Source organism: Enterococcus sp. PLH-Efm8, from assembly GCF_053011625.1.
The window spans coordinates 1,228,024-1,242,830 of sequence record NZ_CP172568.1; the positions used below are offsets into that span (position 1 = coordinate 1,228,024).

Annotated in this window: 7 protein-coding genes and 1 other annotated feature; of the genes, 6 read left to right on the top strand and 1 reads right to left on the bottom strand. The window is 38.5% G+C overall.

The genetic code is table 11. The annotated features are described in order from the left end of the window. The first annotated feature begins 96 nt into the window (after nucleotides 1-96). A complete protein-coding gene (locus ACIFUW_RS06155) occupies nucleotides 97-1,563 on the top strand; it encodes a peptide MFS transporter (RefSeq protein ID WP_002288052.1) in 1,467 nt (488 codons plus the stop codon). A gap of 134 nt (nucleotides 1,564-1,697) precedes the next feature. Here ACIFUW_RS06155 and ACIFUW_RS06160 read toward each other — a convergent pair whose 3' ends face one another. Next, complete coding sequence (locus ACIFUW_RS06160) at nucleotides 1,698-2,993, bottom strand: ISL3-like element ISEfa11 family transposase (RefSeq protein WP_002297218.1); 1,296 nt, start codon at nucleotides 2,991-2,993, stop codon at nucleotides 1,698-1,700. 270 nt (nucleotides 2,994-3,263) lie between these two features. On the opposite strand from ACIFUW_RS06160, the gene ACIFUW_RS06165 reads away from it, so the two are divergent. The 5 genes from ACIFUW_RS06165 to pheT all read left to right on the top strand — a co-directional run bounded on the left by ACIFUW_RS06165 (nucleotide 3,264) and on the right by pheT (nucleotide 14,697). Continuing rightward, nucleotides 3,264-6,791 carry a PD-(D/E)XK nuclease family protein gene (locus ACIFUW_RS06165; protein ID WP_002296887.1) on the top strand — a complete coding sequence of 1,176 codons (3,528 nt, stop codon included), beginning with the start codon at nucleotides 3,264-3,266 and terminating at the stop codon, nucleotides 6,789-6,791. After that, entirely contained in the window at nucleotides 6,788-10,510 is a 3,723-nt protein-coding gene (gene addA / locus ACIFUW_RS06170) for a helicase-exonuclease AddAB subunit AddA (protein ID WP_002296885.1), read from the top strand. Before ACIFUW_RS06165 ends, addA begins: the two co-directional genes overlap by 4 nt. Nucleotides 10,511-10,578: 68 nt before the next feature. Then, complete coding sequence (locus tag ACIFUW_RS06175) at nucleotides 10,579-10,920, top strand: winged helix-turn-helix transcriptional regulator (protein ID WP_002303789.1); 342 nt, start codon at nucleotides 10,579-10,581, stop codon at nucleotides 10,918-10,920. A gap of 43 nt (nucleotides 10,921-10,963) precedes the next feature. Beyond that, nucleotides 10,964-11,175, top strand: a binding site (T-box leader). 53 nt (nucleotides 11,176-11,228) lie between these two features. Then, on the top strand, nucleotides 11,229-12,272 hold the full coding sequence (gene pheS / locus ACIFUW_RS06180) for a phenylalanine--tRNA ligase subunit alpha (RefSeq protein ID WP_010729352.1): 1,044 nt from the start codon (nucleotides 11,229-11,231) through the stop codon (nucleotides 12,270-12,272). Nucleotides 12,273-12,276: 4 nt separating this feature from the next. Next, on the top strand, nucleotides 12,277-14,697 hold the full coding sequence (pheT, locus tag ACIFUW_RS06185) for a phenylalanine--tRNA ligase subunit beta (RefSeq protein WP_002296881.1): 2,421 nt from the start codon (nucleotides 12,277-12,279) through the stop codon (nucleotides 14,695-14,697). Nucleotides 14,698-14,807: the final 110 nt, after the last annotated feature.

The window sequence follows — 14,807 nt, forward strand, 5'->3', positions numbered from 1 at the left end:
AAATTAGTTTATATTTCTTAAATAAGTTTTTTAGTTAAATTTTTCGGTAAAGATGTATAATATTTTCTGAAAATTTAAAGAATTGGGGTATAGATTATGGAAAAACAGCAAGACAAGGGCTTCTTCGGGCAGCCGAAGGGATTGTCAACTTTGTTCTTCACTGAGATGTGGGAACGATTTAGTTATTACGGTATGCGTGCATTACTTATCTATTATATGTACGATACAGTTGCCAACGGGGGACTTGGATTACCACGAGCAACAGCATTAGCTATCATGTCGATCTACGGATCTTTGATCTACATGTCTAGTATCGTCGGCGGATGGGTATCTGACCGAGTGTTAGGAGCAAAACGCACTGTATTCTTCGGTGGAGTTTTCATTATGCTTGGCCACATCGTCTTGGCTTTACCATTTGGTGTAAGTACATTGTTTGTTTCGATGGCATTGATTATTATCGGAACCGCCTTTTTGAAACCAAATGTTTCTGGCATGGTCGGACATCTTTATTCAAAGACTGACTTGCGAAGAGATGCAGGATTTTCGATTTTTTACATGGGTGTCAACTTAGGGGCATTATTAGCACCACTAATCGTTGGTACAATCGGTCAAGAATATAACTATCATTTAGGGTTCTCTTTAGCTGCTATTGGGATGTTCTTTGGATTATTACAATACATCATCCAAGGACGCAAGACATTAGACGGAGTGGGTACAACACCGCCGAATCCTTTGACAACTGAAGAACGTAAAGGATTCATCCGTAACTTGATCATCGCACTTGTTGTTATCGCTGCAGTATTCGGCGGGGCACAACTAACTGGTCATCTGACAATTGACTTTTTTGTCAATACAATCAGTGTATTGGGGATTATCTTACCGTTGTATTACTTTATCAAAATGCTGACTTCAAAAGATGTAACTGCTGAAGAAAAACCAAGAGTATGGGCTTATATCCCATTATTCCTTGCAGCAATCATTTTCTGGTCATTACAAGAACAAGGTTCATCTATCTTAGCTTTATTTGCTAGTGAACGTACACAATCTACGCTATTTGGTGTAACGATCCAAGCAAGCTGGTATCAATCATTGAATCCAATTTTCATCTTTATTCTGACACCAGTATTCGTAACGATGTGGACGAAACTTGGTGAACGTCAACCATCTACAGTAGTGAAATTCTCTCTTGGACTTTTATTTGCAGGATTATCGTACTTGCTATTGATGTTGCCGGGTATGCTTTATGGTACAAGTGGAAAAGTAAGTCCATTGTGGTTGTTGGGAAGTTTCTTCATCGTGGTTATTGCTGAATTGTGTCTTTCACCAGTTGGTTTGTCTGTGACAACAAAATTAGCACCACGAGCATTTGAATCACAAACAATCGCTATTTGGTTCTTAGCTGATGCTTCTTCACAAGCAATCAATGCACAAATTGCACGCTTCTACACACCGGGAACAGAATCTGCTTACTTCGGTATTATCGGTGCAGTAGCAATCGTCGGTGGTATCTTGCTATTTACTGTGAAAGAACCAATCAAAAAACTAATGGGCTCTATTCATTAATCAATGAACATAAAAACAGGAATTGCTTATTTGCAGCAGTTCCTGTTTTTTGGGCTCTTTGTCAATAAGGACTGATGAGTTGTGCAAAATCAAATCTGAGTCAGAATGAACCACATTCTGGCTCAGATTTTTTGTTATCTTACATTGATTAATTGATTGATCAAAAAGATTCTAATTCTCATGTTCTCAAATGATTTAAATCCGTAGGATACTCGTTTCATTGTCTTTATGTGGGTATTCTTCGCTTCTATTTTTCCATTGGAATAAGGATAGATCATTGCGTTGGTGATGCCTTCTTCATAGGTCAGAAGGTTTTGAAGCTTTTCCCGAAAGCTGTCATCTAACGTTTCGGGAAGTTCTGCCAATAAGGAGAAAAATAAGTCAGGGTCTTTGTCTCGAAAGGCTTCAACTAATTCATGAAAAAAGGGATACGCCTCCTTTAGGGGCGGAGAAAACTCAAGCAATCGATCAATCATCATTGCTTCAGTAAGAAATGGGTATTTTGGTGCTCGGAAACTTTTCCATGTTTTGTATTCATAATGGTTGATGTTTGCACGATTTTTTAGCAAAAAGCGCCAGTTCTTTTTCAGTTTTTCTGCCTGGCTTTTCTGTCCGGCTTTACGAAGTTCATTCATTTCACGGATACGCAACTCATTGAACGCTTGATTCATGTGTTTGACAATATGAAACCGATCAATCACGACTTTCGCATTTGGCAGAACACGTTTGGTGAGCTGGAAGTAGGCGGCGTTCATGTCTGTCACCAAGAATTCTACTTCTTCTGGATTGGTACAACCTAAGAAATAGCTTGTTAATCGAGGTAATTTACGCGTAGGCAAAACATCTATTAATTTTCCTGTTTCGCCATCCGCGCAAATAAAGCTCATCTTATCTTCTATGGAAGCATGCGAACGAAATTCGTCAACCATCAATACTCTGGGGAGGATCTTCTTAGATTGCTTTGGTAAATAGCTTTTAAACTCTTTCAATGTACGAATAACGGTGGTCAAAGATACCTGACAGCTTTTCGCAATAAAAGATAAAGATACTTTTTCAGTCAGTAAAGAAGCAATTTTATATCTAACATGATTTGCGATTGAATGTCTGGGTTGGACAAAATAACTTTGAGCCGTCCAATGGGTGCGACAGTTTTTACAGGTATAGCGTTGCTTTTTTAGGCGCATAACCAAAGGCATATGATTGTATTGTTCAAAACGGACAATCGTTTCCTTTTTTCCATTTTTCACTATAATTGCTTTCCCGTTTCCATCTACCACAGTAGAACCACAACTTCTACAAGCACGAGGAGTAGGCGAGAGAACAGCATCGACGACCAACGTCTTTTTCTTCTGAAGGGTCTCGTAAGAGACCTCTGTAATCATCAAATCTTTCTCTGTTATTCTCAGCATTTTTTTGATAGAATCATTCATATAGCGTATCGTCCTCTCAGTTGTTTATTTTGTGGTGATTTAATCATACTAGAGAACGATATGTTTTTTAATACCTAAAATGAAAATGGGGCTGAAGAATCAATTCTGATTCATCAGTCCCATAAATTATAGAGCCGTTTTTTGCGTATACTTAAAAAAGTAGAAATATCAGAACCTTAAAAGGATATAATTTGAAGAATATAGAACAAATGTTCAGTATTTTTTGATATAATAAAGGAGCACCGTATCATGTGTTGAAGGAGGAAAAGCATGTCTTTACAATTTATTCTTGGAAACGGGAAAAAAGATCACCGTCAAGTCTTGATCGACGAAGCATCCGCTTGGCTCGACCAGGATGCAAGTAACCAAGTATTTTTCCTTGTTCCCAACTACAGCAAATTCGAACAGGAACAAGAAATTTTAGCGGAGATGCGAAGAAGAAGCGGAAAAAAAACTTTCAGCACAACAAACGTTCAAGTATTTAGTTTTTATCGTCTGGCTTGGTATTTGCTGCAACAGACAACTCTTCTTACAGGAAATGAATTATCAGAATCAGGATCTGCAATGATCTTGCGACAGATTTTAGAAAAAAATGAGGAAGAATTAACAATCTTTCGCGGAGAAATCAATAAAAGAGGGTTTATTCGTCAATTACAAGAACTCTACAGTGAATTGCGTACAGGAAATATTCAACCAGAAGACCTGATGCTTTTATTTGGTGATTCACCTAATGCAGAAGACCAGCAACTTAAAATGAAAGACTTGAAGCTGATTTTTTCAGCTTATGACAGCGAATTGACTCAACGTGCACTAACAAATGAAGATGCACTATCTATACTAGCAAATTATATGCAGACACAAGATTTCAACAACGTCAAATTTATTGTCAGTGGTTTTTCTCGAATCAATGGTCAAGAGTATCAATTACTGCAGGCAATGATGGAAAAGGGGCAATTGGTTGTCGATTTATTGCTGGATCGTCCTTATACAGCGGATCTTCCAGAAGTACTTACGCTCTTTCATGAGACTGGAAAGCTTTATTTCCGTCTTTTTCAAAGTGCAAGAGAACGGAAAGTCCCTATATTAGTGGACCGATTTGCACCAGAGCAGACTCGTCCGACAGAGCTTCAACTGCTGCAAACAATGTGGGAAGAGACATCTAGCCAAAAGAAAGCGGCAGTACACAAAATAGGGGGACAAGAGCATCTCCATTTGTGGGAAGCTGAAAATCCAACTGAAGAAGTCCGACAATTAGCTGTTGAAATCAGACGACTAGTCAGTGAAGAAAACTACCGTTATCGTGATATCCAAGTGCTGACAAAAAATATGTCTTTATATGGAAATATCCTTCGGCCGATCTTTCAAGAAATGGCAATTCCTTTTTATATCGATGAAGAACAAATGATGGAAAATCATCCGCTGATCGAATGGATCAACAGTCTGTTCGCTCTTGACCGCTATTCTTATCGGCTAAGTGATATTATGCGTTTTTTCAAAACTGAATTATTTCTGTCGACGGAAGCAGAAACCGAACTTGATGAATGGAAACAAGAGCGAGATGAATTCAGGAAAAAACTGGACATCACTGAAAATGTAGCACTTGCTTACAATTATCAAGGAACTTATTGGACTCGTGAAAAAGACTGGCAGTTTGTGGCGTATGATTTTGAAGCAGAACAGATTGAAGACGTACAGTATTTGGAAGAACAGTCAAATACGATTAGACGATTATTTCAGAAAGCTGTACCAGTATTTTTGAAAAAAATAAAGAAAAGCAAAACAGGACAAGAGGCCGCAAATGTTTTTTATCAATTTTTGATCCAAAGTGGCGTACAGCAACAATTATTGTTTTGGCGTAATCAGGAAGTAGACAGAGGAAACTTAGAAGCGGCAAGAAACCATGAGCAGACATGGGGAGCGCTGATTGATCTGTTGGATGAATATGTAGTAATTTATGGTGAATCGGCTTTTGACTGGTCACTGTTCCAAGAAATCATTACAAGTGGTCTAGAAAATCTAAGTTATGGTAAAATCCCTACCGCAATCGACCAAGTGCGAATCAATCGTTTGGAATTAGTTCGACCAAATCAAGCTGCCGTCACTTTTGCATTAGGGTTGAATGATCAAGTGTTTCCAGACCGAAAAGAGACAAAAGGATTGTTGTCCAGTGAAGAACGAGAAGTATTAAATCAGGCCTTGCCAGATGGACAGTTTTTATTCGACCCATCAAAGGAAAGTATCTCTTTTGAGCCTTTCCAAGCCTATCTTGTTTTTCTTTCCGGAACAGATCGATTATATCTTAGTTATGCACAAAGCTATGACACAGATGGTTCGCTGAAGATGTCTCCTTATTTGCGTAGAATCACAGAATATTTATCTGTTCCCGTCGAGAGAAAAGAGCATTTGACGATCGAAAGCGACCCTAATTGTTATGTAGGGACTTACAGAAGCGGAATCAATACAGTCAATAGGATTTATCGATTAGCTTTAGATGAAAAAAAACCTGTACCAAAGCACTGGCAAAAGCTCAAAGAATTAGTACTGAATTCGTCATGGCGAAATTTTGCTTTACAGATTTTTGAAAGTCAGGAACATTTAAATGTTCCTGTTTCGATGCCAGAAAAAATGGCGGAAGAGCTTTATGGAAAAGAGATTTATACTTCAATTTCACGTATGGAGAATTTTTATAATTGTGAATACAAATACTTCATGCAATTTGGTTTGAAATTGAAAGAACGAACTGTTTATGGTCTAACTCCAGCAGCAACTGGTGATTTTTATCATGAATCATTGGATCGTTTCTTCAAGCTACTGTTTTCAAACCAATTATCCTTAGTGAATATGTCCGATGCGCAGCGTAGAGACTTTACTGAAAAAGTGCTGCAGGAAGTATTCGGAGAACTTCGGTTTGAGATATTGGATAGTTCTGCAAGAATGAACTATATCCGCTACCAGTTAGGACAGACGATTCAAAAAGTGACATGGGCTTTGCAAAAACAGAGCAAAAATACAGGCATGCATCCTCTTCAGACAGAGATTCTATTTGGTCAGATTGCTGGAGCAAAAGGTATCACAGGTCTGGAATTACCGTTGAGTAATGGTGGAAAACTCCATGTTCGAGGGAAAATCGATCGAATCGATGTAGCTTCTGAACAAGAAGATACTTGGCTAAGCGTCGTTGATTACAAATCTAGCGGACGTTCATTCGATGTCACAGAAGCTTATTATGGCATGGCTATGCAATTATTGACGTATCTGGACGTAGCATTGATGGATGCGGTACGTTTGACTGGAAAGGCGGCTGTTAAACCAGCAGGATCATATTATTTACATGTTCATAATCCTGTATTGACGGAGACAGATGATGTAGAGAAGAATACATTGAAAAAATTTAGTTATGATGGCGTTTTTGTCGATGATCCCGCTCTTTTAGAAGTACTAGATCATTCACTGGAAGCAAAAGAACAATCACTGATCTATCCAGTGAAAAAAAATGCGAAAGATGAATACCAAAAAGGTAGTTTCAGTAAAGACAAATTTTTCACGGAAGAAGAACTGCAACTATTCATGGCGCATAATCGGGAAAATATGCGGTTAGCTGGAGATGCGATTACTTCCGGAGAAATCAAACTAAATCCAGCTTATAAAGATAAACAGCGGATTGCCTGCGAATTTTGTCCATTCAGAAGCATCTGTACGTTTGATGTGATGCTGAAAGAAAATAATTACCACCGTCTGGAGAAAATAGATAAGGAAGAAGCACTGCGTAGAATATTGAAAAGGAGTGAAGAAGAGTGAATCAAATTCCTTTAAAACCGCAAAATGAACGATTCACAGATGATCAGTGGCAAGCGATTTTTGATCAAGGAGATAATCTATTAGTCTCTGCGTCTGCCGGATCAGGTAAAACTACAGTGCTTGTTCGAAGAGTGATTGAAAAACTAAAAATGGGTTTTGATATCGATGAATTATTGATTGTGACATTTACTGAAGCTGCCGCAAGAGAAATGAAAGAAAGAATTCAAGAGGCATTACAAGAATCCGTCAATAGCGAAAGTGACCCTGTACGTAGACAGCATTTTACTAAGCAGTTAGTTTTATTGCCCACAGCGAATATCTCAACCTTACATGCTTTTTGCCTGACAGTTATTCGACGTTATTATTACTTAATTGATATTGATCCAGTCTTTCGCATGTTAACAGATGAAACAGAAACGATCTTGATGAAGGAGGATGTGTGGGACGAGCTGAGAGAAGCACTTTATGCAGAAAATGATGAACGATTTTTCCAATTAACAATGAATTTTTCTAATGATCGTTCAGATGACGGCTTGACGAATCTGGTGTTTTCTCTTTATGAGTTTGCCCGTGCCAACCCTGACCCCCAAAAATGGCTAGAACAGTTAAGCGATAATTATCGTTTGCCTGAGGGGCTAGCGAAATCTCGATTATATCAAAAACAAATCCGTCCTTTAGTTTTGGCAGATATATACCAATGTGTACAGTTATATGAACAGATGACTCAGTTAGCACAAGGTGAAGGATTAGAAAAAATGCATGAGCAAGTAGCTGGAGAACAACAGCAGATCAAGAATATCTATGAAGCGTTCTCGCAAGATCGGTTAGAAGAAGCTTATGCTGGTTTGGAACAACTAACTTTTTCAACTTTTAAGAGCAGTCGGAAAGCAGAATTGAAAGAAATTTCCAATGAAGTCAAGGGCATGAGGGATAAAGCAAAAAAACTGATTCAGCAGATAAGTAAAAGTTATTTTCCTGTTTCCCCAAGCCAAATGGAAGAATTAACGGACAAAGCACTACCGTTAGTCGAAGAAATGACAAAAGTCACGCAAAGCTTCATGGACGGTTTCAGTATGCGTAAACGGGAAAAAGGTGTGCTGGATTTCAATGATCTGGAACATTTAGCGTTGCAGATTCTCACAGAAAAAACGAAAGATGTATGGCTGCCAAGTGAAGCTTCAAAACATTATCGAAAAAAATTCAAAGAAGTAATGGTAGATGAATATCAAGACGTGAACCAATTACAAGAAGCCATTTTATACTGGCTAAGAGAACCCGATGATACAAAAGGAAATATGTTCATGGTTGGGGATGTCAAACAATCCATCTATTCTTTCCGTTTAGCAGATCCTAGTTTATTTATCGGGAAATACGAGAATTTCTCAAAGAAAGAAGGCGGACGTCGAATCGTTTTGGCTGAGAACTTCCGCTCTAGAAAAGAAGTCCTTTCTTTTACGAATCTTATTTTTGAACAACTAATGGATCCAGCAGTGGGTCAAATCAATTATGACGAAGCAGCCAAACTGATCCAAGGATTTTCAGACTTTCCAGAGAATGAACAGTTTGAGCCGGAAATCATGATCTATGAAAAAGAACAGGAAGAATCAGAGATTGAGATTCCGACGGATGATATACTGGAAGACAAAACAGAAGGCGAACTTTTTATGACAGGACTAAAAATTCGTCAATTAATTGATTCCTCCTTTATGATTTATGATAAAAAATCAAAAAAAAGTCGTCCGATAGAGTACAAAGACATTGTTCTCTTGACACCTACAAAGAAGAACAACTTAACGATTTTAGAGATTTTCAAAACATTGGATATTCCATTAGAGATGAATGATGCTCAAAACTATTTTCAAGCGACAGAAATTCGCACGATGATCTCGCTGCTACAATTAATCGATAATCCCTATCAAGATATTCCGCTTGCGGCTGTATTGCGCTCACCGATCGTGGGTCTGATTGAACCAGAATTAGCCAGCATTCGATTAGCTAACCGTGCACATACTTACTATGATGCTGTGCTTGCTTATCAAGCATCAAACGAAGATGAATTAGCAGCTAAGCTGGAACATTTTGGCAAGCAACTAGAGCATTGGCGAGAACTTGCTCGCCGTTCTTCGATCACTGACTTGTTATGGGATATCTATTATGAGACGGGATATCTAGAGTATGTGGTCGGTCTGCCAGCAGGGGCACAGAGACAAGCCAATCTTTATGCATTGGTTGATCGTGCCAAAGCTTACGAGCAAAGTTCTTTCAGAGGATTATACCAGTTCGTGCGTTTCATTGAAAAAATGCAAGAAAAAGATAAAGACTTAGCAGAACCAGTCATTTCAATAGAAGATAATGCTGTTCGCGTTATGACGATCCATGCAAGTAAAGGCTTGGAATTCCCAGTTGTATTTTTGTTAGATATGACAAAGGAGTTCAACTTACAAGACTTGCGCAATCGGTATGCTTTTGAAGAAAAACTTGGAGCAGGAATTCGCTATATGGATCCTGAAACACGAGTGTTATATGATACGTTACCGTTTCAAGCCATCAAATTGGCAAAGCAAAACAAATTGTTGTCGGAAGAAATGCGTAAATTGTATGTAGGATTGACTCGGGCAGAACAAAAGCTTTTCATTGTCGGTTCCTATAAAAATAAAGAGCAAATGATCCAAACGTGGTCTGAAGCAGCTGATCATGAGGAGTTAGTTTTTGATCCTGCGCTACGTTTGAAGGGCAGAAGCAGCTTGATGAATTGGATTGGTTACGGATTGATCCGTCATCCTGAAATGCAGAAATACTTAGAGGAAGAAATTTCGACTTCTCTTCTTCAACATTCAAATGCACAGTTTTCTATTTCATGGATGAATCAGCAATCGATCATTGAACAAAGACAGTTGCTTGCTGAAAAAGAACTGGTTAACTTAGATCAGCAGATGAAAGAAGATGAAACTTTATTAGCAGATTCGTTACAAAAACGTCTGGCATATGAATATCCTTATCAAGCTTCTTCACAAACCACAAGTTATCAATCTGTATCTGAAATCAAACGATTATTCGAAGATCCAGATGATACACAAGAATCACGTTTGACTCTGGAAAGCAGTCAGAACAAAGCAGCATCCCGTCAATTTCGTTATACGCAAGAACAACTAGCAGAACCAAAATTTTTGCAAAAAGATCGGCAAGTGTCAGCAGCTGCTGTTGGAACTGCTACGCATGCTTTGTTACAATTACTGCCATTAGAGATGCCAACTACAGAGAGTATCCATCAAAAATTACAGGAATTGGTAAGGAAACGGTTAGTAGACGAAAAAGTCGCGAAAAAAGTAGATGTTTCTTCTATTATATGGTTCTTTCAAACAGAACTTGGTCAACAGCTGATTGCCAACAAAGAAAACGTAAAACGAGAACAACCTTTTTCCATGCTGCTTCCTGCTGACGAAGTATTTCAAGACTATCCAAATCAAGAAGATGAACTATTAATCCACGGAATCGTCGATGGATACCTAGAAGAAAAAGATCATCTCAATATCTATGATTTTAAAACAGATTTTATTTTACATCCGGATGATCCAGCAGAAATAGATGCAATCGTCCAAAAATATCAAGGACAGCTAAGACTTTACCAACAAGCAATGTCAGAAGCTTTGAATAAGCCAGTAGAAAATGTTTTCCTAATTTTGCTTCGAGTGAAACAAATTATAAACATTAACAAATAATTATAATTGAGCAAACTTGACTTATGTTTTGTAAGGATTATGCTATACTCTGGGAAGAGGTGAGTATGATGGAGCTAACACAGACAGAATTCGTTTTATGCCCTAAATTTGAAAAAACATTCTCTATTTTAGGAAAAAAATGGAACGGATTGATTATCGATGTACTACTCGAAAACGGTCCGCAACGCTTTGTTGAGCTTGCGGCAAAAATCCCGATGGTCAGTGATCGAGTATTAGTCGAACGCTTGAAGGAATTAGAAAAAGAAGGAATAGTCACTCGAAACTTTGCCTGTAGCGAAAAGAGCCGTTCAGAATATCTCTTGACTGAAAAAGGAGCAGACTTGCAAAAAGCGATGCGTCAAATACAAGTTTGGAGCGAAAAATGGATCACAGAGGAAGAATGCGGTTGATTTTGTAAAAAAAATCTTGTAAACTATAGTCCATACGAATAAGTAAAGAACGATGACGAAAAAGAGTAGTTTGGCTAAACCAGTTCAGGGAGATCTGTCGCAGACTGAAAGCAGATCCTGTGTTTGAAAAATGAAGTTCACTTTCCGAGTTCGTCTGATAAAATCAGACCGGCAATTGTCGTTAACGAAGTAAGAGTGCGGTGTAAGTCATTTATCCGCAAATTAGGATGGTAACGCGAAGACCTCGTTCCTTAACAGGAATGAGGTCTTTTTGTTTTGTATTTGGAATTTAAAGGAGGAACAAGCACATGTCTCTACAAGCACAATTAGAGAGCTTGAAAGAAGCAACGCTCGTCAAAATCACAGCGGCACAAGATTTAAATGAATTAAATCAAATACGTGTTGAAACGTTAGGAAAAAAAGGACCGATCACAGAAGTATTACGTGGGATGAAAGATCTAAGTCCAGAAGAGCGACCAAAAGTCGGAAGTTTCGCAAATGAGATCCGAGATCTTTTGACAGAAGAGATCGTGCGAAAAAAACAAGTATTAGAAGAAGAAGCGTTAAATGCAGCTTTGGCAAAAGAAACAATAGACGTGACACTACCTGGTAGAAAAGTAAAACATGGTACACGTCATATCGTGACACAAATCATGGAAGAAATTGAAGATATTTTTGTGGGTATGGGCTATCAGATCGTAGAAGGATATGAAGTAGAATCTGATCATTACAATTTCGAACGGATGAATCTGCCAAAAGATCATCCAGCAAGGGACATGCAAGATACTTTCTATATTTCAGACGAGATATTGATTCGGACACATACTTCACCAGTCCAAGCACGGACAATGGAAAAACATGATTTCTCTAAGGGTGCTCTACGAATGATCTCGCCAGGGAAAGTCTTCCGCAGAGATACAGATGATGCGACCCACAGTCATCAGTTCCATCAAATTGAAGGGCTAGTTGTTGATAAAAACATCACAATGGGCGACCTTAAAGGAACATTAGAAGTCGTAATGAAAAAAATGTTTGGGGAAGATCGTGAAATTCGTTTGCGTCCAAGTTATTTCCCATTTACGGAACCATCAGTAGAAGTAGATGTCAGCTGTTTCAAATGTGGTGGTGCCGGTTGTAACGTATGTAAATACACTGGATGGATCGAAATTTTAGGAGCTGGCATGGTACACCCGAATGTGTTGAAGATGTCAGGAATCGATCCAGAAGAATATTCAGGCTTTGCTTTCGGCCTTGGACCAGACCGCGTAGCTATGTTGCGGTATGGAGTGAATGATATCCGTAATTTCTATCAAAATGACTTACGTTTCTTAAGTCAGTTCAAGGGGGAGTAAGAAAATGTTAGTTTCATATAAATGGCTCAATCGTTATGTAGATTTATCGAATGTAACACCAAAAGAATTAGCGGATAAGATGTCTGTGACAGGAATCGAAGTAGAGGGAGTAACGGTTCCAGAAGAAGGCTTGAAAAAAATCGTTGTCGGTGAAGTCAAGGAATGCGTACCACATCCAGATTCTGATCACCTTTCTATTTGTCAAGTCGATATTGGCGAAGACGAACTGTCTCAAATCGTTTGTGGAGCGCCTAATGTGAAGGTTGGAATCAAAGTGATTGTTGCACTTCCTAACTCACGTATCGCTGGTAATGTAAAAATCAAAAAAGGAAAAATGCGTGGCCAAGTATCAAATGGCATGATTTGCTCATTACAAGAAATTGGCTATTCAGATAGTGTTATACCGAAAGAATACGCTGAAGGTATCTATTATATGCCACAAGAAGCTGTAAATGGCGATCCAGTTTTTCCTTATTTGGATATGGATGATTCGATTATTGAATTATCTATCACACCGAATCGTGCGGATGCATTGTCAATGCGTGGCGTAGCTTATGAAGTTGGGGCAATTTATCGTCAGACTCCTACATTCGATGACGAAAAGCTGGTAGAATCCTCACGTCCTGCTAGCGATAAAATTCAAGTGGAAGTTGAAGATAAAGAAGCAGTTCCTGCTTATCAAATCAGAATCATTGAAGGAGTAAGAATCCAGCCAAGTCCTCAATGGCTGCAAAATCTTTTGATGAACGAAGGCATTCGTCCAATCAACAATGTAGTAGATGTGACGAACTATATTTTGCTTTTATTCGGACAACCACTACATGCATTTGACTACGACAAATTGAAATCAAAAGAGATCTTTGTCCGCCGTGCAAAAGAAAATGAAACATTAGTAACACTAGATGGAGAATCTCGGGAATTGACAACTGACAATCTCGTCATTACTAACGGCAAAGAACCAGTTGCTTTAGCTGGTGTCATGGGAGGGTTAGACTCAGAGATCACGAATGAAACAACAACAGTTGCACTAGAATCTGCTTTATTTGATCCAATTTCGATTCGTCGTACAGCAAAACAATTTAATTTGCGTAGTGAATCCTCTGCACGTTTTGAAAAAGGAATCAACCATGCGACTGTTGGAGAAGCCAGTGAGGTTGCTGCAGCAATGATCGTTTCTCTTGCGGGTGGGGAAGTTCTACAAGGCGCGGTCAAAGGCTCAGAGATCAAAGCAGAAGACGTATCAGTGAAGATTTCACTTGAACGCATCAATCAATATTTAGGAACATCTCTTGTCGTTAAAGAAGTAAATGAGATTTTTGAAGCACTTGGATTTAGCTATGAAGAAAAGGAGTATGTTTATTCCGTAGTAGTACCACCAAGACGCTGGGATATCCAAATCGAAGCAGATATTATCGAAGAAGTTGCTCGTATTTATGGATACGACCAGTTGCCATCTACACTTCCAAGTGGAGAAACGGTTGCTGGAAGCTTGTCAAAAGAACAAGAAACTACTCGTAAAATTCGTACAATCTTTGAAGGAAGCGGATTGAGCGAAGCAATCAGTTATGCATTGACAACAGAAGAAAAATCAAGACAGTTTGTTATAAATGAAAGTAATATTACACGTTTGGACTGGCCAATGAGCGAAGAACGTTCTGTATTACGAATGAATTTGATCAGCGGACTATTAGATGATATCAGTTATAACACTGCCCGAAAAAATACAGAGATTGCTTTATATGAAATTGGTCGGGTGTTCTTCCAAGAAAATGATCCACGTACACATCTGCCGCAAGAAGTAAAACATGCAGCAATCGCTATTTCTGGTATTTGGGAAGAAAAAGATTGGCAGACGAAAGCTCAAAATGTAGACTTTTTCACCATCAAGGGTCTTTTAGAAAACTTATTTGAACAACTAGGCATCACTGAAGATGTCCATTATCAAACAGTGACAGAAATGAAGGAAATGCATCCTGGAAGAACTGCTGCGATTTACCTTGGCGAAAAATTTATTGGTTTTGTCGGTCAAGTGCATCCAACGATTACAAAAAGTTATGATATTCCAGAAACATATGTTGCTGAGTTTGATTTATCTGCTATAGTGGAAGCTGCTCAAAAAGGGATCGTTTTCGAAGCAGTGACAAAATTCCCAGCAGTCAGCCGGGACATCGCTTTGCTTGTAAAAGAAACTGTGACAAATCAGGAATTAACAGAAGTTATCCGTTCTGCTGCCGGAAGATTTTTAACAGATATCCAATTATTTGATGTCTATCAAGGAGAAAACATTGAAAAAGGACATAAATCCATGGCGTATAGCCTGACATTCGTCAACCCAGAAGCAACATTGACAGATGAAGAAATCAATAAAGCAATGGAAAAAGTCGAAAAAGCGTTGGTAGAAAACCTAGAGGCAAGTATTCGCTAAGAAGGAAAATATAGTAAGTAACGATCAAGTAGCTTTTGAAGACCATACATTTGAAAAAAAGATGTGACACAACTTCGTCACATCTCTTTTTTTGATTTTAAAAAAGGAAT